The organism is Vibrio sp. qd031 (assembly GCF_002100145.1).
Taxonomy (GTDB): domain Bacteria; phylum Pseudomonadota; class Gammaproteobacteria; order Enterobacterales; family Vibrionaceae; genus Vibrio.
The window spans coordinates 168,937-186,877 of record NZ_JXQD01000001.1 but is presented as its reverse complement, the minus strand read 5'-3'; the positions used below and the strand labels follow the sequence as shown (position 1 = coordinate 186,877).

General features: G+C 44.7%; 17 protein-coding genes. 5 read left to right on the top strand and 12 right to left on the bottom strand.

Annotation, left to right across the window (positions count from 1 at the left end; genetic code table 11):
• Nucleotides 1–227: 227 nt before the first annotated feature.
• Nucleotides 228–1,820, bottom strand: a complete 1,593-nt coding sequence (gene ahpF, locus ST37_RS00810; RefSeq protein ID WP_084882618.1) for an alkyl hydroperoxide reductase subunit F — start codon at nucleotides 1,818–1,820, stop codon at nucleotides 228–230.
• Between the two features lie 239 nt (nucleotides 1,821–2,059).
• Complete coding sequence (gene ahpC / locus ST37_RS00805; protein ID WP_084882615.1) at nucleotides 2,060–2,617, bottom strand: alkyl hydroperoxide reductase subunit C; 558 nt, start codon at nucleotides 2,615–2,617, stop codon at nucleotides 2,060–2,062.
• A 438-nt stretch (nucleotides 2,618–3,055) separates the two neighbouring features.
• Here ahpC and ST37_RS00800 point away from each other — a divergent pair, with 438 nt between their 5' ends.
• On the top strand, nucleotides 3,056–4,675 hold the full coding sequence (locus ST37_RS00800) for a trypsin-like serine protease (RefSeq protein ID WP_084882614.1): 1,620 nt from the start codon (nucleotides 3,056–3,058) through the stop codon (nucleotides 4,673–4,675).
• A gap of 114 nt (nucleotides 4,676–4,789) precedes the next feature.
• Here the strand turns inward: ST37_RS00800 and ST37_RS00795 are convergent, their stop codons facing one another.
• The 6 genes from ST37_RS00795 to ST37_RS00770 all read right to left on the bottom strand — a co-directional run bounded on the left by ST37_RS00795 (nucleotide 4,790) and on the right by ST37_RS00770 (nucleotide 10,869).
• Nucleotides 4,790–5,575 carry a hypothetical protein gene (locus ST37_RS00795; protein WP_084882611.1) on the bottom strand — a complete coding sequence of 262 codons (786 nt, stop codon included), beginning with the start codon at nucleotides 5,573–5,575 and terminating at the stop codon, nucleotides 4,790–4,792.
• A 69-nt stretch (nucleotides 5,576–5,644) separates the two neighbouring features.
• Nucleotides 5,645–6,202 carry a hypothetical protein gene (locus tag ST37_RS00790; protein WP_084882609.1) on the bottom strand — a complete coding sequence of 186 codons (558 nt, stop codon included), beginning with the start codon at nucleotides 6,200–6,202 and terminating at the stop codon, nucleotides 5,645–5,647.
• Nucleotides 6,203–6,467: 265 nt separating this feature from the next.
• Nucleotides 6,468–6,809 carry a hydrogenase maturation nickel metallochaperone HypA gene (locus ST37_RS00785; RefSeq protein ID WP_084882606.1) on the bottom strand — a complete coding sequence of 114 codons (342 nt, stop codon included), beginning with the start codon at nucleotides 6,807–6,809 and terminating at the stop codon, nucleotides 6,468–6,470.
• A gap of 72 nt (nucleotides 6,810–6,881) precedes the next feature.
• Nucleotides 6,882–9,590, bottom strand: a complete 2,709-nt coding sequence (locus ST37_RS00780) for an FAD-dependent oxidoreductase (protein WP_197687438.1) — start codon at nucleotides 9,588–9,590, stop codon at nucleotides 6,882–6,884.
• A complete protein-coding gene (gene hypB / locus ST37_RS00775; protein ID WP_084882602.1) occupies nucleotides 9,587–10,270 on the bottom strand; it encodes a hydrogenase nickel incorporation protein HypB in 684 nt (227 codons plus the stop codon). Before hypB ends, ST37_RS00780 begins: the two co-directional genes overlap by 4 nt.
• An 11-nt stretch (nucleotides 10,271–10,281) precedes the next feature.
• Entirely contained in the window at nucleotides 10,282–10,869 is a 588-nt protein-coding gene (locus ST37_RS00770) for a HupE/UreJ family protein (RefSeq protein ID WP_084882600.1), read from the bottom strand.
• A 382-nt stretch (nucleotides 10,870–11,251) separates the two neighbouring features.
• Here ST37_RS00770 and ST37_RS00765 point away from each other — a divergent pair, with 382 nt between their 5' ends.
• Nucleotides 11,252–11,890 carry a TetR/AcrR family transcriptional regulator gene (locus ST37_RS00765; RefSeq protein WP_084882597.1) on the top strand — a complete coding sequence of 213 codons (639 nt, stop codon included), beginning with the start codon at nucleotides 11,252–11,254 and terminating at the stop codon, nucleotides 11,888–11,890.
• A gap of 20 nt (nucleotides 11,891–11,910) precedes the next feature.
• Here the strand turns inward: ST37_RS00765 and ST37_RS00760 are convergent, their stop codons facing one another.
• From ST37_RS00760 to ST37_RS00750, 3 genes are all read right to left on the bottom strand, one after another.
• Nucleotides 11,911–12,387 carry a GNAT family N-acetyltransferase gene (locus tag ST37_RS00760; RefSeq protein WP_084882594.1) on the bottom strand — a complete coding sequence of 159 codons (477 nt, stop codon included), beginning with the start codon at nucleotides 12,385–12,387 and terminating at the stop codon, nucleotides 11,911–11,913.
• 41 nt (nucleotides 12,388–12,428) lie between these two features.
• Complete coding sequence (locus ST37_RS00755; RefSeq protein ID WP_084882591.1) at nucleotides 12,429–12,797, bottom strand: VOC family protein; 369 nt, start codon at nucleotides 12,795–12,797, stop codon at nucleotides 12,429–12,431.
• 192 nt (nucleotides 12,798–12,989) lie between these two features.
• Complete coding sequence (locus ST37_RS00750; protein ID WP_143698079.1) at nucleotides 12,990–14,318, bottom strand: Ig-like domain-containing protein; 1,329 nt, start codon at nucleotides 14,316–14,318, stop codon at nucleotides 12,990–12,992.
• 49 nt (nucleotides 14,319–14,367) lie between these two features.
• Here ST37_RS00750 and ST37_RS19645 point away from each other — a divergent pair, with 49 nt between their 5' ends.
• Both ST37_RS19645 and ST37_RS00740 read left to right on the top strand, forming a co-directional pair.
• Nucleotides 14,368–14,556: a substrate-binding domain-containing protein gene (locus tag ST37_RS19645; RefSeq protein WP_143698083.1), complete on the top strand. Its 189-nt coding sequence runs from the start codon at nucleotides 14,368–14,370 to the stop codon at nucleotides 14,554–14,556.
• 504 nt (nucleotides 14,557–15,060) lie between these two features.
• The gene (locus ST37_RS00740) at nucleotides 15,061–16,068 is read left to right on the top strand and encodes a LacI family DNA-binding transcriptional regulator (protein WP_084882676.1); all 1,008 of its coding nucleotides are present in this window, start codon (nucleotides 15,061–15,063) and stop codon (nucleotides 16,066–16,068) included.
• A gap of 39 nt (nucleotides 16,069–16,107) precedes the next feature.
• Here the strand turns inward: ST37_RS00740 and ST37_RS00735 are convergent, their stop codons facing one another.
• On the bottom strand, nucleotides 16,108–16,704 hold the full coding sequence (locus ST37_RS00735) for a pentapeptide repeat-containing protein (RefSeq protein ID WP_084882583.1): 597 nt from the start codon (nucleotides 16,702–16,704) through the stop codon (nucleotides 16,108–16,110).
• 150 nt (nucleotides 16,705–16,854) lie between these two features.
• Between ST37_RS00735 and ST37_RS00730 the strand changes: the two genes are divergently transcribed.
• Entirely contained in the window at nucleotides 16,855–17,937 is a 1,083-nt protein-coding gene (locus ST37_RS00730) for a mechanosensitive ion channel family protein (RefSeq protein WP_084882580.1), read from the top strand.
• The last annotated feature ends 4 nt before the right edge of the window (nucleotides 17,938–17,941 follow it).

Here is a 17,941-nt window from a genome sequence, read left to right as displayed (position 1 = left end):
AGCGGTTAAAGGATTAGCGTTGTCAAAATGTGTTTAGTCGTCCAAATCCCTTTTTGCATATTTAAATTGATACAGGCAACTAAAAAAGGAGGTAAATATTTACTAAGGTTCTTCACTATACGTGACCGCAGTCGCTTGGTTTTAGTAGTTTACGTACCCTTTTACACATACAAAAAAGTCGCAGCGAATATTCTGCGACTTTGTTAGTTTGTGGTCGTTCCAATGTATTACTGTAAAGTTTCAGCAACAGTTACTGGTGCAGGGTTACGAATGAGGTAATCAAACGCTCCTAAACTCGCTTTTGCACCCTCGCCCATCGCAATGATGATTTGCTTGTACGGAACCGTGGTGACGTCTCCGGCTGCAAACACACCGTTCATTGAGGTTGCACCGTGTGCGTTAACTTCAATTTCACCGCGAGGCGACAATTCTACTTTGGTGCCTTTTAGCCATTCGCTGTTTGGCATTAGGCCGATTTGAACAAAAATACCCGCCAATTCAATCTGTTTGATTTCGTCGGTTTCACGGTCTTTATATTCAAGTCCCGTAACGCGAGTTCCATCGCCAATGACTTGAGTCGTTTGTGCCATTTTGATGATGTCGATGTTTGGCAACGAGTTGGCTTTATCAATCAATACTTGGTCTGCACGTAGCGTATCGGCAAACTCTAGTACGGTAACGTGCTCTACAATACCCGCTAAATCAATGGCCGCTTCAATACCTGAGTTACCACCACCTATAACTGCTGTGCGTTTTCCTTTAAACAATGGACCGTCACAGTGTGGGCAGTAAGCAACACCTTTATTGCGATACTCTTGCTCACCCGGTACGTTCATCTCTCTCCAGCGAGCACCTGTGCTAGTGATGACGCTGCGCGCCTTAAGCACTGCCCCGCTTTCTAGTTCAACATGAATGTAACCATCTTTTGTTTCTGATGCGTCGATAATATTCGCTGCACGCTGCTCGGTGATCACTTCCACACCGTACTCTTTTACGTGTTCTTCAAGGCTAGCAACCAGCTTTGGCCCTGTTGTGGCTTTGACTGAAATGAAGTTTTCAATCGCCATGGTATCCATTACCTGACCGCCAAATCGTTCTGCAACGATACCGGTGCGTATCCCTTTACGCGCTGCGTAAATTGCGGCAGACGAACCAGCTGGACCACCACCAACGACTAACACATCAAACGGTTTTTGGTCATTCAGTTTTTGCGCTTTCTTCTCAGCTGCGCCAGTGTCTACTTTGTTGAGGATTTCAGCCAGTGACATACGGCCTTGTCCAAACAGCTCACCATTAATAAACACACTTGGCACCGCCATTATGTCGCGTGATTTCACTTCATCTTGGAATGCTGCGCCGTCAATCATTGTAGTCTTAATACGTGGATTGATCGCAGACATCATGTTGAACGATTGAACCACTTCTGGGCAGTTTTGACACGACAATGAAATGAAGACTTCAACGTTGAGGTCGCTATCAAGTTCGGCAATTTGGTCAATAACGTCTTGTTCCAATTTTATTGGGTGACCGCCACTATGAAGAAGTGCCAGTACCAAAGAGGTAAATTCGTGCCCCATTGGTAAGCCAGCAAAGTTAATGCTAGTACCCTTGGTTGGATTAACAACTTCCATCACGGGTTTACGAGCCGATGTACCCGTTTCAATCACAGATACTTTGCTGCTCAATGAGGCAATATCTGTCGCCAACTGATGGAGCTTACTGGCGGTATCGCTATCATCCAAACTTAATACCAATTGTACCTCTGTCTTAAGATTCTCAAGGTACGATTTCAACTGCTGCTTCATGGCTTGATCTAACATAATAGTGCCTATTCCTAAATTCATTTGAGTCTGGTTGTTCACTCATTACTGACTGAACGAAATGCGGTCTTGCTTAAAAAGGGAGTAACTAAAAAGGGGGCGCAAGTGACACAGTGACTTTGGCTTGTTGGTAATGCATTTGGTGGTAAAGAAAAGAGCGCCTAACTCTTTGATGACTTGCCGCAGCTAGTAGTCCGGGACAAACAGTTAATTGTTAGGCGCTCTAAAGTCAGTGCGGTTTAGATTTTGCCGACTAGGTCTAGAGAAGGTGCTAGTGTTTCTTCGCCTTCTTTCCATTTAGCTGGGCAAACTTCACCTGGGTTTGCTGCAACGTACTGCGCTGCTTTCACTTTACGCATTAGGTCTTCAGCGTTACGGCCAATACCTTCAGCTGTGATTTCCATTGCTTGGATAACGCCTTCTGGGTCAACAAGGAACGTTGCGCGGTCTGCAAGACCTTGACCTTCACGCATAACACCGAAGTTGTTAGTGATGGTGCCAGTTTGGTCGCCTACCATGAAGTAGTTGATTTTGCCAATTGTGTCAGAGCTATCGTGCCATGCTTTGTGAGTAAAGTGAGTGTCAGTCGATACTGAGTACACTTCTACGCCACGTGATTGAAGCTCTTCGTAGTGATCCGCTAGGTCACCAAGTTCTGTAGGACATACGAAAGTGAAGTCTGCTGGGTAGAAGAAGAATACAGACCACTTGCCTTTTACGTCTTGCTCAGTGATTTCTACAAACTCGCCTTGCTTGAATGCCGTTGCGTTGAATGGTTTGATTTCAGTGTTGATCATGATGTTTCTCTCTTAGTTGTTTGTAGTGGTTAACGCTTTCCTGCGTCGATGGAGATATATTGCAACGAACTAAGAGATTGGTAAATTCGGAGGTTTCTATTAAATCAGTAGGTGAAACCTATTGAACTGCTTTTTTACTCGATACCTAAACACATTATGTCCTTACTAATCGATACAGAAGATCTTTTACCAACAACTAGTGCTAACGCATTCCTCGCCTAAGCAACATATGCCCTTACAAAAATTAATGTTAAGTCATCGTCAAAACTACGCATTTCTTTTGATTTACAGTATGACGGTTAATAAAATAATGCGAAATATCAGATAATTATAGCCCTACCTAAGTTTAGCTTGCTTAAATTGGACGCTAACTAAACCGATCACATGGATGATGCCAATGCAATGAATGCTAGGCATAAATGATATACGGACATAACTATGAAAAACTCTTCACTCGCATTGGTAACAATCACCGCGTTAGCGGGGTTCGTCACCGAAGCTACAGCGACTCAACACTCTCCTCGGGTTATTCTTGGCACTGATGTAACTCAGCAAGAGTACGCAAACTTCGACTCAATGGTTCATATCGAAACGTCAGCAGGGCGCTGCGGAGCGCAATTGCTCGCAGGTGAGTGGATATTGACGGCTCGACACTGTTTGCCGATTGAGTATGAAGCAAACGATGGTGATAGCGCCGACATAAAGATTTACCGTGGCCTAAAGAAATTTCAGATTGATAACCTAATCTACAACGGTGAGGTTACGATGTATGGCAATGAGCGAGACGAGATCGCTCAAGGTGAATACATGCGTGAAGTTTACACGGATAAAATTCATGACCGACTTGTTGCTGCTAATTTCAGATACCGCAAACGCAGTGACCATATGGGTGGATGGATTTATGAAGAACTCTATGGTGAAGATGCTCGCTCTAGCGAGGAAACCAATCAATCCAATATACATCCCGACAAGCCAATATATTGGTGGCATTACTCATATGACCTAGCGATTGCTAAGCTAGACCATCCAATATCGTACAAATACACGGCACCACTTCAAAATGGCCTCAAAGAACTTGATGAAATTCAAGAGGGTGGATACATCGACCATAGCGAAGTAACTGACCTCTTTAATATTAAATCGGGAGACACGTTTACATTTATGGGGTGGGGCAGTGGAGGGCCTAACGAAGATAGCGTAAATACACTCCGTAAAATCCCTATTGAGGTCAACGCTGGCGAGTTCACATTAGAGTGTAACTATCAGTTATTTTACAAAGTTGGTGGCAACTTCGAGGAAGACTGTAGCGATATTGCCTATGAGGATTTAAACCCTGATGACCTAATTGGCCAAATTAGAAAATACATGCAGATTCGTTACCTTGGTTATATTACAACGATACGGACGAACCAAGCGGCATACAGCGGAGACTCAGGGACACCACTGTACAATGATAACCAAGAAGTCATTGGTGTAGCTTCATCGGTGTTTGGAAATCCTGATGACGGTCAGTACGGAAACTCTTTTGCAACCCTGACACCATACTGGGACTTTATTGTAGATCGCATTGATACACTTAACGCCTCTAAAATCATTGAGGAAACATACGTTAAAGTGAACTCAATCGAACCTAGTTACTTGGTTAAGGTTCAAAACCTGACATCTGAGGATAAGGTGATCAGCCCTTTTTTATCGGATGGATCCTATTTCGCTATTACAGCAAACGACTGCCCCACCCTATTACCCAGTGGTGATAGTTGTACCGTGACACTTGAAGCTCCAAGGCTGGAAACACCCAATGAAATTACAGTATCAGATGTACTTAATTGGGGGGATGGCAATGGCACCGAAGAAAACCCAGATTATCTCACGGCTATTTCTATTTCTGTTGTCGATGAACTGCCAGTAGTAGACCCTTGTATCAGTTGGGGATACTGCGTTGATGTTGAAGATCCACCAGAATCTCCCAGCCCTAAGTCTGGTGGATCGCTAGGGTTTTGGCTTGGTGGCCTATACATACTTCTCTTTACGCGTCGACGTATACAAACAACGCCATAACAACACTCATTAAATGACAGGTGCTTAATAAGTATCTGCAATAGTGCCTGTCAAAACGTCTTTTAGGTGAACTCATATACGTTCACCCTACTTAATTTCAGCTATCTCTATCAGTCACTCATCAATGTGACTATATCTAGTCGCGAATTCTTTAAGCACCCGAGCATTATCAGCCGTTTCACTATCACCACACACCTGACCATCCACTATTAAACTTGGGCTAGAATAGGCTGGTATAGTATCCGCTGCATACGACATAACGGTGCCTCGCTCAGCACACCTAGCTCCAAAAGAATACGCTTTCTTCATTGGATAGTGTCCCGTCAGGTAGGCCGAGATACTATCTACCCCATCAATGGTCAATAACGTGTGCTTATCGTGGCTCGCGCCACTGAGATGGCCTAATTCATGTTCAAAAGTGGCATCGCGGCAATTAATGGCGATGGCAAAGAAGTAAGAATGATGAGAGGCAAAACCACAGTACTTTGAGTGATAACTGTCTAGCCAACTCTCAAATACAATGCCCGTGAATACAGGAAAACCTTGGGCTGATTGTTCAGCAATAGGATCCGCTAAATGATATTGCAATAGCTCTCTAGCGGCCTCAAGATCTTGAAACCAATAAGAATCGATCGCCGAGTTATAGGTCACTTTAGTTATTTTGCGCTCGATAGGTATGCACGAGTTAGACAACACCAAATTAGCGTAGGACTCCCATGCCGTAAGCTTGGCTTCGACATATTCTTCGGAGTATTGGTCAAGCACACTTGCATCGATATATAAGTGAATCTCTGTTTGTAGTTTTGTTGCTGCCTCACAGGTCGGAAACTCGGTTTGACTCGCCACGGTGGCACTGGCGAACAACACTAACCCCATCAACAACCAATGTACTGTCTTCATAGTGTCCTAATAATTTCTGGTTTTAAGGAACCGCCTATGTGTAGTGGCACCAAAATGCGTTATTTGCTCTTAACTAGCCATTTTTTTGGTTATCACTTTATAAGCGAGAAAAATTAATAAAGCGATCAGACCCAAAAAGTAGGTCATAGTTAGGAGGCTTTTCACTAGAGTGAAAAAGCTTGTCACAGATACTAATGATTCAGAAATGGAAGGGTATTGCGTCAGCATCATCCCAATGCCAATATTTTCAGAATAGTCAAATAGGCAAACAAACAGAGGCAACCTAGCGATGGTCTGCCAAAATTGATGATTAACCTTTCCAGCCGTCATGAGCCATTGGGTTAAGCAGAAGTAACACAACCCAAATAGCGCTGGATAAAACAGATCCAACACCAGCTGAAGTGTCAGGTACAAGTGCCGCCCTTGCTCTCCAAGTTGGTCCAGTAACGCCATCGCATCACTATAGCTGTAACCCATCGGTGACATATCGAACAGTGGCAAACCACCTGAAAACGCCATCACCTTTGGAATGCTATAGGCCAACATGGTGATATATATACCGTTGGCGGCGATAAACAGCAGTAAAACGGTTTTTCCGTTACTGCGTGACTTCAAAAAATTAATCATGTTATGTCCCTAGTAACTTAAGTCCTTTAGACCAAACGTTTAGGCACCAGTATGACCGTTGAAGCCTATTCATCAGTAGCAAACAATCTCAGCGGTAAACTATTTTGCACTCACTCACATCTGATTACTTGTCACTCACCATACATTGTAAATAACTAATATTTCAACAAATGATTAATCTCGTTACACATTGAGGCGTTGCTAGTTTTACTTTGGCAAAACCCGCCAAAATTCTCTAGGTGGGCATTGCAAACAGGTAACATCATCAATGGGCAATGATCTCTTTGACCATAAACTCCTTTCCCGACAACAGTCCCCACTTGTTCTGCTCACAACTCGGGCAGGTTGAGCGATGTTTTAGTATCTCAAAGCTTTCACCGCAGTGATGACACAACCCAATTGCGGCAATAATTTCTATCTCTAGCTTGGTCTTTTCTAGCGATGTCCCATCGACTGCAGCGGGGTAACAGGTTTCGACGTATTTTGGGATCATCGAAGAAAGCTCTCCGATTTGCAGGACTATGGTATCAACATGAGTAACTTGGTGCTTTTTAGCGAACCGCTGCACCGTATTTACCACCTCAATGACCACTCCGAGTTCGTGCATACTCTCTCCTTAGCGTCAGGCTGCACTGAAACACGAGTAATGCAGCCTGAGTTATTATTACGACTGGAACGTTTACCTCATAGGGATCAATGATTTAATCTTTTTAATGGGTTTATTAAGTGTGACTTTTACTTTGCGTTTGACTGCGTATTTGATGATTTTTTTGCGAGCATCACGCAATTCACTGCCTTGGGCGTCAAAGACTCTTTCGAGTGAAATAGCGCCAAACTTACAGCGAGTTGTACACGCTCCGCAGCCAACACACATAAAGTCATCGGCTTTGACCACTCCGCAATCCAAACATCGATTTGCTTCAATCTGAACTTGTTGTTCAGTCAAATAGCCCCTTAGATCTCTAAAGGTCGTTTTGGATTTAGCGCCGTCGACGTGCTTTGTGGTTTGGCGTGGGGTATTGTCATAGCCACCTAGCTCAACGTTATTCTTGTCGAACGAGGAATAGGCTCTGCGCAGTCGACCAAGTTCTAAACTTTGCCCATGTTGCACAAAACGGTGGATCGAAATCGCCCCCTCTTTGCCTTGAGCGATTGCGTCTATAGCAAACCGTGGCCCAGTCAGTGCGTCGCCGCCAACAAACACATCCGGTTGATCGGTTTGAAACGTTAGCTCGTTGGCTATCGCACACTGATTTGTGCGCACTTCAACGCGGCTGTTGTCTAATAGCGGTCCCCAATCTATCGCCTGTCCTACGGAGATTAAGATTTGGTCTGCGGCAACGGTTTTTCGATTCTCGGTATTAAAACGTGGAGCAAAATGTCCGTTTTCATCCACAACAGCTTCACACTTCACCAGTTCTAGCCCAACCACGTTGCCGTCTTCAACCAGCACTTTGCTAGGCCCCCATCCGTTTTCGATGGCAATACTTTCATCCAACGCTTCTTGAACTTCCTCAAAGTGAGCGGGCATCTCGTCGCGACTTTCCAAACTAAACAAGGTGACACTTGAGACATCGCAGCGAACCGCTGTTCGAGCAACATCAATAGCGACGTTCCCGCCCCCTATGACCACCACGTTTTTACCAAGATTGTGGGCATTCCCTAGATTGATCTCTCGTAAAAACTCAACGCCAGTTTGTACACCGTTGGCCTCGCTTCCTTCAATAGTAAGTTGTTTGCCCTTTTGCGCGCCAATAGCAAGATAAAACGCTGCAAAGCCTTGCTCTCTCAGCTCTGCTAAAGTGACATCATTGCCAACATCTATATCGGTTTTAAAGGTCACGCCCAACTGACGCAATACGTCTATTTCTGCGTTGATCACCTCTTTTTCCAAGCGGTAGGATGGGATGCCTAACGTCAGCATGCCGCCTAGCACAGGCTGGCGTTCAAACACAGTGACACTGTAACCTTCAACCGCCAGAAAATACGCACACGAAATACCCGCTGGGCCACTTCCGATCACCGCAATCTTTTTGTCTGAGTAATCATGACGCTTGGTTGGAACATAGCGCCCATCAGCTGACATATCTTGCTGGGCGACAAATTTCTTGATGTCGTCAATAGCAACAGGATCATCAATGTCTCCTCGGGTACATTCTGATTCGCAGTTTTTCGGGCAAATTCGGCCACATACGGCTGGAAGTGGATTTTCTTTCTTTATCAGCTCTAAGGCTTCGCTATAGCGCCCTTGCGCCGCGAGTTTGATATAACCTTGTATGCCAATGTGAGCCGGGCAACTGGCCTTACATGGCGCAGAGCCTTCATTGGCAGCTACCTGGCGATTAATGCGATAGTCAGGATTATATTTGTCTTCGCCCCACTCGTTGGTATAAGGCAACTCTCGAGGCTCGACTTTGGGTTTATTCACGGCGCATAGCTTTTGCCCAAGTCGAATGGCATTTGTTGGACAGTGCTCCACGCATTCGCCACACGCTACACATTTGCTTTCGTCAATTTTGACCACATAGTTTGAGCGGATCATATCGGGGTTTTGCCACTGCTCTGCCAATCGCAGCGCAAAACAGCCGCAACCACAACAGTTACAGATGGCGTGAGTCTCTCCCGACCCATCGAAGTTTGGGATCTGGTGCATCAAGCCATTGTCTTCGGCCTTGCGGATCACCTGTTTAGCTTCTTCACGAGTGATCGATTTTCCGCGTCCTGTTCGGATGTAATACTCCGCGGCATGTCCCATTTGTATGCAGATATCATCTTTGATGTGGCCACAGCCTTCACCCATCGCTTCTCGCGACGCTCTGCATGCGCAGTCCGATAGGGAAAACACCTCATTATCGTCGAGGTACTTTGATACTTCTTCGTATGAGGCGCTTCGCGTATCACCGTCAATGGCAGTTTCTATTGGGATCACACGCATCGGTCCACTGCCGACAGGCACGTTACCTGCTGCCATCGGTCCGCGCTTTTTACCAAAATCATCAAACGCTACCCCCAACTCAGGGTATTGATCGATCAGTTGTTTGTTGTTAACGACCATTTCCATGTGGCCAGGAACCCACACGTCATGCCAATAGACATCGACACCGTCTACGTTATTCACAAACGCAGCGCCCACCACGGCAAGCTCCCAAAGCAGAGCTTCGGTTTCTTCCACCGACTTGCCACAACGTTTTGCCACCTGTTTAGCATTGAGAGGCTCTTTAAGCTCTAGGCACAATCCAACTTCGGCCATTTCGTCGCTCATGACTGGCGCAAAGATGCGATACTCTGGGTCTTGAGGAGTGATCGCATTCTTTGACCCCGCTTTCACCATGCTGATTTTATTGGCATAAGCGATCACTTGTTGTTTTACTGGAGTGTGTTGCATCATTGCACTCCTTGGTTATTTTTCCACTCTGCGACATTGCTTTCGAGCCACCCAACCCAATCAGCAACGCCCTCGCCCGTTCTTGCAGACATGGGGATCACAGTAATGTCGGGATTAAGGGCTTTAGCGCGAGCGATAACCGCCTCAACATCAAAATCGAACACGCCTATGGTGTCTATTTTGTTGATCAGCAGCACATCACAAATAGAGAACATCAGAGGGTACTTAAGAGGTTTGTCGTCCCCTTCAGGTACACTAAGGATCATGGCGTTTTTTACCGCGCCAGTATCGAACTCTGCTGGGCAAACAAGGTTGCCTACGTTTTCTAAAAACACCAAATCTAAACCGTCGGCATCAAGTCCTTCTAGACCTTGTTTGGTCATATCTGCGTCCAAATGACACATTCCACCTGTGTGAAGCTGGATCACTTTGACGCCCTGCTCTGCAATGGTTGCTGCATCAACGTCCGAGTCGATATCCGCTTCCATCACTGCCACATTCAATGCACTTGGGAGGCGTGACAAGGTGTTGACCAAGGTTGTGGTTTTGCCTGAGCCCGGTGACGACATAAGGTTGAGCAAGAACGTGCCTTTTTCTTTTAAAGACGCTCGCAACAGGTCCGCTTGCTCTACATTGTTTTCAAACACACTTTCTTTTATTTCCATCACTTTATATGGTTTCATCACTCTTCTCACTATGCCGCAAGCAAAATCAATAAACCTGAGCCGCTCACCGCTAGAGCTACAAAGGTTTTAGGAAGCAATCGCGCAAGGTACGATCCGACAACAAAGGCCAGTGCAGAACCACCTAACATGCCTAATCCAAATCCCCAGATTGACGCGCCAGCAAGTTCTACTCCGTGCGCCCACCCATGTACGGCAACACCAGCAAGTGCCACAACGCTGAGTAATAAACTGATTGACGTCTGTTCGTAGCGTAAAAACAGTGCCGCTGCAGGGACAAACAGCGACATAACAATCACGGTTTCCATCATTGCAAAAACACCAAATTGATGACCCAAAAACAAACCCGCGACCATGGCGAATAACACCACGCTAAGTTTTGTCAGGTACAGAGAAGTCGACTTTTTGTTAGACGACGATGCTTGAAAGTGAGCTAACATCCCCATTGAGACGAGGATCAATAGATGATCCAACCCAAGCAGTGGGTGGATCATTCCCCCCCATAGAGATGGCAACAGTGTGTCACTAGCAGTGTGTGCACTAGCAACCGGTGAAACAGCTAAAGCAGCCAGTAATGCAGTCGAGGTAAAACGTTTCATGATTATCTTCCATACTAATTATAAATTCTTGATTTTATTAGCCACCACCATACAAATAACCTACTCAGTGCTCACTGAGTTGCTCAGATTGTTAGCCTAATAAAAACTAGAGTATTTGCTCTATTGGCGTAAAATTACTTCTTTTGGATTCGTTGTGTTGTGATTGGCTTCGCAAATCCATTGGTGTAGTGACTAGACGTCTGGGGTTAACCATTGATTTTGCGACAAAGGTCAACACCTTAGTTGTGCAACAGTCGTACAGTGAAACCCCGACAAGGCACTCTCCACACGTCACTATTGGCAAGTCATGAGCGACAAATAACTATCAACCTAGACGCAAAGACCTAGAAGTATCGGCACGGAAGTAAGGTAAGTTTCTATTATGAATACGAAAGATAGAATTGTTGTAGAAAGCTTAAAGCTATTTAATGAACAGGGTGAAAGAGACATAACCACCAACCACATTGCTGCTTATATCGGGATTAGTCCTGGGAACCTGTATTACCATTTTCGAAACAAGCAGGACATCATCCAGTCCATTTTTGGAAAATACATAGACCACATGCGCAGCTCTTTTCAGTTAGAGGCGGTTAACGACAACGCTGAGGTGTTTCTACAACAATACTGCGACGACGTGTTTGAGAGTTTATGGCAATTTCGATTTTTTCACTCCAGTATGCCGGGGATTCTATTGCGTGACGAAACCTTACATCACCAATACTTAGCGGCCCATGGCCTATTAACAGATAGAGCCAAGATGGCGGTGTCTAAACTCAATAAAGATGGCATCATCGAGATTGATGATCACGACATTGATGATTTAGTCGAATTAATGCGGGTGGTTGGCTCTTTTTGGACCAGTTATCTTATGGCCAACTCAGTCAACCAACCTCTAACTGAATTAGAGGTGTATAGAGGGATCAGTAAAATTATTATGCTGCTGTGGCCTTACGCGACAACCCAAGGAAAAGTGCGCCTTAACCCGCTTCGTGAAAAATACGAGGCATTGTCAAAGCCTTAGCAACATCTCCAAGTAACCGTTCACTGTGTGTGTTCTGCTGGTGGCAGCAAGTACGCCATCACTTGATGTCCCTCTTGCACATCGGCATCTACTTTGGAAAAACCAATATTGGCATACAGTCTTGGAACATCCGTGTAGACATAGAGGTGAGATTGGGGGTACTGCTTGGGGTTTGAGGCAACGTTTATAATGGCTTGTTGAATCAGTTGACTCGCAACGCCTTGCCCGCGATAGGCAGCATCGACCGCTAATGCGTTTACCCAAACGACGTCGTGATCATCATTGGGCGCTTTGAAGAAGGTATACGCAAGTCCGGCAACAAGTTGTTGTACGTGAGAATCACTCGATCCTATTCCAATCGTTGCGGCTATGGGCGCGGGTAGATCCCCGTGGTAGCCTGTAAAGCTAAAATCTGTCCACTCAGCGCTAAGTAGTGACTCAACTTGCTTCATTAGTGTTGAATTGAACTTAGGATAGTTCAGTAAAATATCGGTCATCGTTTACCCCATTCTCGCCATTTAAAATGGCACAGCAATCGCTAGTTGGTCACTCGTTCCATAATTTCAATGCGGTTGCCAAACGGATCACGTATATCAAACCGCTTGTACCCTTCAATTTGGGCATTTTCAAAAATAGGGACTGAATGTTGAGTAAATGCCATTCTCCAATGCTCAGCACTAGTTACATTTAAGGCGACATGAGCTTTGGAAATTTGTCGATTTGATAGCGCTTCACAGCCTAAGTGAAGCTGAAGATCACCAATACTAAACCAAACCCCACCATTTGCCTTCAAGTGCTCTGGTTTTTGCAACTCGGTTAAGCCAAGTAATTCACCGTAGAACTGGCGCGCTGTAGGTTCTTCACCAAACGGCATGGTTAACTGAACATGGTTTATCCCTAAAATCATAGCTTTCCTTCATTCTACCCATCAATATTACGTAGCATAGACTAACACTAGAGTTTGCTTATACAAGTATGTCTTCAGCTATGGGTGGAATATAGATGATGATTTTTAACAGCCAACACCACTTTATTTTTATTACGCTTAGAAAGCAAAAGCGGCCACTATATTGTGGCCGCTTTGTTTAGAAATAAACGCTTAGTAGAAGTAAATATTATCTAAGTAAACGCTATCACTACTGCTTCCCCACAACGCCATACCTAGTTGAGTCATGGTGCTTTTATTAAAACCAGACACCGCACTAGGGGTATCAGACAAGTCAAAGTCAAGTTCAACACTCACCCACTCTCCAGTCGCGATATTGTCAATCGTATAAATAAGCGGGCCACTTGTAGAGAGCAGTTGGAACTGAGCTCGTGTCACACCGGCCGTGGCGTAAAAGTCGAATCTTAACCCTGTCATCGCAGAGGCATCAACTACCTGGGAAATACCATATTGAATACCGGTGACACCGCCAGCCACACCATCTGGGGTGATGGTGAACTTGGCGGTATTGTTACCTTCAATTTGAATATCTTCATGCGTCGGAGCATTCCACCAATTATCGGACCAATAGGTGATCCAATGGTCACTGGTAAGCGCATCACTGTACAAGGAGATCACATCATCACTGTCTACAATTGGTGACGGTGCAGCAGCGGTAGGCCCTGTACTAAGTGCGGTAAGCTCTAGTGTGAGCAGATTAGAACCTGCCGTCACTATGGTACTCGCTTGATTAATGCCGTAACCTTGAGCCATTCCTTTAATTTTTTGCTTACCTTCTACCAACATCAGCGTAGCCACGCCTGAAGAATCCGTAATGCTCGTATTGGCTTCATCGTACTCTCCATCTACGCCAACACTGACTTCTGCATTGCTAATGGGTTGCCCTACACTATCCACAACTTCAACCTCAATAGCGTATTTTGATGACTGCCCTGAGAAATAAAAATTATCGACAAATATAGAACGTCCAGCCTCCCCGTATAACTGAATGCCAGCCATCTGCATCTGCGCCGTATTTAGCGTACTTTCGCCATTAAGGGACATATCGGCAAAGGGAATTGACATACTTACCCACTGTTCAGCAGGTAGGTTGCTCACTGTATAACTCGCTGAGCCATCGGTAGTGACCAACTGTAAGACAACCTGACTAATTCCTGGTTCCAGATAAAGATCAATGTTCCAAGTGTTATGTTCAGACACATCAACACTGCCGTATTCAATCCCAAACTGTATGCCAACTACGCCACCCGCAGCACCAGCTCCTTGAATTTCGTATCGCGCATAAGCGTTCCCATCGACTTCGTCTTGAGAATAAAATGGGGCGTTCCACCAGTTTTCATTCCATAGAGAAACAAACTTGTCTTCATCTAAGCTATCACTAAAAATAGAGAACACATCGCTGTTCAATACCGATGGCGTCGGCGCGGGTAAATTTGGTGCGGAGCGTTCAATCTCTTTAGTTATAAAAGAAACATTGCTCAATTGAATGCTGCTAGGTTGATCGCCTAGAAAGACAAACCCCAACCATCGCATCTGCGTTGTTCACGCCCAGCTTATCCGCCCTATCCTAACCACCGTCGATTTCCCGGTTCCAGGTATGGGCATAGAAGCTGCGAAGCGCTTATTTGCAATAATAGAAAACAAGAGTTGTACTGAGGCCGATCCAATAAAACTACTTCCACGATTAATTGAGAGACATTCAGTTCTGTCGATAGCGTAGCGTTATTGCAATCATTTTATGGAGCGAGATTTGGCTTTCACTTTATGACGTTGGTTTAGCGTCGTTCAATTCGCAGTAGTGTGTAGGCTAACTATTGTTACTCACTTGCTCAAAATACGTGCGTTTCACATTTTTACCTTGGTTACCTAACGCTATTAACCAATTCTATTGCTTCCTCGGTTTTAATACTTTAGCAACCATAAAGGAAGCGCTTTCTTTACTGGTGGTGGTTATTTGACGTTTCGATTATAGATATTGTCTAACAGTGATCGAAGAAAATGTACAAAATACGAATAAAATTATTAAAAAACAGCGAGTAATACAAAAAGGAATAAATTTACTCCCAAGTATTCGGTATAAGTTTTTATCATCGGAAACACACCGGAAAGAAACCGTTTCCTTTCCGGTGTGACTGATCGCAAGGATTTCGCCCCTATATTGCAGTATCCTTGCAATATCTTGATAAACTCAGCGTCCCACATGGGTCATTTACAGGAAGTTAACGTGTCCACCATTGATGAAGTTGCCAAATTAGCTAATGTTTCCAAAACCACGGTATCGCGTGTGATCAATCGCCATACCACGGTAAAAGAAAAAAACCGCCAAAAAGTGTTGGCTGCAATGGAAGAGCTTAACTTTAAGCCAAACTCATTTGCCCAAGCACTGGCATCTTCACGCTCTAATAGTATTGGTATGTTAGTCGGCACGTTAGGCGGTCCTTTCTTTGGCGTGTTGATGCATCACGCCGAAATCGAGCTTCGTCGAGAAAATATTCACCTCATTACATCCAGTGGCCAAGAAACAGAAGAAATTGAACGTGATGGGATACGCTTTTTACAGTCCAAGATGGTAGATGGAATGATCATTCATGCCGATACCCTGCATGATGATGAATTGATCGACATCGTGAAGCGCTATCCTAAAACCGTCATTCTCAACAGAAACATTCCTGAAATCACCGAACATTGCTTATTTTTGGATAATGAGTTGGGCGGATATCTTGCTACCAAATACCTAATTGATACGGGACATAAGCAGATTGGTTGTCTTACTGGTCAGTTAAGTAAAGCGGACAGTCGCGACCGCCTTTTTGGTTACCGAAAAGCGTTAAGCGAAGCAGGTATGCCCTATAACCCAAGCCTCGTTGTAGAAGGCCGATTTGATAGCGAAACGCCAATTGATGCGGGAAAACGCTTGTTTGAACGAGACTTAAATGTTGACGCAGTATTTTGCCAAAACGACCAGTTGGCGTTGTCGATGTACACCATTGCAGCAGAGTTTGGCAAAGTCGTGGGTAAGGATATTTCCATAATTGGATACGATAACGACCACTACACCAAGCACTTACAACCGAGCTTAACAACCATGCATTACCCACTGCAAGACATGGCGATGTTGGCGGTTGATAAAGTATTGGCGTTGGTGAATGGTGATAAAATTTACCCGTCAGACATGCTAAAACCTTGGGTTGTAGAGCGGAACTCGGTGAACACTCAAAACCAAATAAAATAATGCGATGTGGGGGTCATGATTTTGGGGGCAGAATAAGCCTCAGTCCACCAGTTTGATGTTGAGTGAATTAAGCAACGATAACGCTTCGAGCCTTGAGAATTGAGCACCACTTAATCGATTATTAAGCACATCAATCTCAAAGTGATAACTGTCGATGAGATTACTTTGCTCTAAGTTGGTTCTCGAAAATAGCGCCCCCGATAAGTCACATTCGGTAATTTCAGATTGTGAAAGCGATGCCTCTCTAAAGTCCACACCCACCAGTTTACAATTATGTAGCATAAGGTAATCGAGGAATAACCCGAAAAACGAGCAATCATTAAGTATGCACTGTTCAAAAGCGAGTTCAGAGTCCATATCAAATTGAGGCCATTGAGCCTTAGTCCAATCCATCCCCACCAGTTTACTGCTAGTAAACTTGCACTGGGTAAATCGGCTTAAGCTCGGGTCAACTAAGCTCATATTGCACTGTTCAAATTCGCACTCGACAAACCGACAGCGGCTAAACACCGTTTCGGAAAAGTCGCACTGCACAAACTTACAGCCTTCAAACTCAGTCTGATTGAGCTCTTCATAACTAAAATCGATTTGGGTAAACTCGTGCTCGGTGTATTGGGTGCGATTGTCGAAACTCATTGGATTGCCTAAGAATATTGAAACATGGTAAGACTACCACCCTCTTCATGTATTTATCTTGTGATAAAACACACTTTGTAAAGCTTTTGCTTTGACCCTCTACCGTCAACACTGCACACTGACATCATCAAACATTGCAGCTTGAGTAAAATGGACAGAATCGAGTTTTTTACCTCTCACCCCGACTTTCTTTGGGTCAACGAAGTGTTGACCATCACCTTATTCAGTAGCGTTGCTTGGATCGTATGGCGCGTGTTTATTGGTCGCTTAGAGCGCCACACCTCCGACAGTGCTGAAAGTCGCGTACACGCAGTCATTCATTCGATTAAAGCGCCGATCAGTACACTAATATGGCTTTGGCCAGGTACGATTTCCCTGGGTCTCATTCTCGGAAATTACTTTGACTATTCACTCAATTTTTTAGACACCGCCAAGCATGCTCTGGTGGTCTTTACCCTTGCATGGATCAGTTATCGCCTTTCTACCAACATAGAATTTAATGTCATTGCTCGTGGCAAACACGATGCAACGACCATTAACGGTATTGGCAAATTGAGCAGAATGGTCATCATAGTTATTGGCCTAATTAGCGTTTTGCAGTCTATGGGCCTTAGTCTTTCGGGTGTAATGACGATGGGCGGCGTCGGTGGTTTGGTTGCTGGTTTTGCGGCAAAAGACCTGCTGTCCAACTTCTTTGGTGGCTGGATGATTTATTTTGATAAGCCATTCAAAGTAGGAGATTGGATCCGCTCACCGGATAGAAGTATCGAAGGTACGGTTGAACGTATTGGTTGGCGTATGAGTGTTATTCGCACCTTTGACAAGCGACCACTCTATATTCCTAACGCCATCTTCAGCAGCATTGTGGTGGAGAACCCTTCTAGGATGACTAACCGCCGAATTAAAGAAACCATCGGTATTCGTTATGACGATGCAGAGAAAATGCACACCATTATTAACGCGGTAAAAAAGATGCTTCTCAATCACCCCGCTATCGATACCCAACAAACTATGATCGTTAATTTTGACAGCTTTGGGCCTTCTTCGTTGGACTTCTTTATCTATACGTTTACCAAAACTGTCAACTGGATCGAGTTTCATGAAATCAAACAAGACGTGCTGTTAAAGGTTATTCAAATCATTCATCAGCAAGGTGCTGATGTCGCGTTCCCGACGCAAACCCTTAAAATCGATCCCACTGCAGAACCAGAAATAAGCAATATCGGTCGTTAATAGC

Coding starts and splice junctions, on each gene's coding strand:
- ST37_RS00755 (WP_084882591.1), bottom strand. CDS start 12,797: ATGATTTTAGGGATAAACCATGTTCAGTTAACCATGCCGTTTGGTGAA.
- ST37_RS00785 (WP_084882606.1), bottom strand. CDS start 6,809: ATGCACGAACTCGGAGTGGTCATTGAGGTGGTAAATACGGTGCAGCGG.
- ahpC (WP_084882615.1), bottom strand. CDS start 2,617: ATGATCAACACTGAAATCAAACCATTCAACGCAACGGCATTCAAGCAA.
- ST37_RS00735 (WP_084882583.1), bottom strand. CDS start 16,704: ATGAGTTTCGACAATCGCACCCAATACACCGAGCACGAGTTTACCCAA.
- ST37_RS00800 (WP_084882614.1), top strand. CDS start 3,056: ATGAAAAACTCTTCACTCGCATTGGTAACAATCACCGCGTTAGCGGGG.
- ST37_RS00780 (WP_197687438.1), bottom strand. CDS start 9,590: ATGATGCAACACACTCCAGTAAAACAACAAGTGATCGCTTATGCCAAT.
- ST37_RS00765 (WP_084882597.1), top strand. CDS start 11,252: ATGAATACGAAAGATAGAATTGTTGTAGAAAGCTTAAAGCTATTTAAT.
- ST37_RS00760 (WP_084882594.1), bottom strand. CDS start 12,387: ATGACCGATATTTTACTGAACTATCCTAAGTTCAATTCAACACTAATG.
- ST37_RS00795 (WP_084882611.1), bottom strand. CDS start 5,575: ATGAAGACAGTACATTGGTTGTTGATGGGGTTAGTGTTGTTCGCCAGT.
- hypB (WP_084882602.1), bottom strand. CDS start 10,270: ATGAAACCATATAAAGTGATGGAAATAAAAGAAAGTGTGTTTGAAAAC.
- ST37_RS00730 (WP_084882580.1), top strand. CDS start 16,855: ATGGACAGAATCGAGTTTTTTACCTCTCACCCCGACTTTCTTTGGGTC.
- ahpF (WP_084882618.1), bottom strand. CDS start 1,820: ATGTTAGATCAAGCCATGAAGCAGCAGTTGAAATCGTACCTTGAGAAT.
- ST37_RS00790 (WP_084882609.1), bottom strand. CDS start 6,202: ATGATTAATTTTTTGAAGTCACGCAGTAACGGAAAAACCGTTTTACTG.
- ST37_RS00770 (WP_084882600.1), bottom strand. CDS start 10,869: ATGAAACGTTTTACCTCGACTGCATTACTGGCTGCTTTAGCTGTTTCA.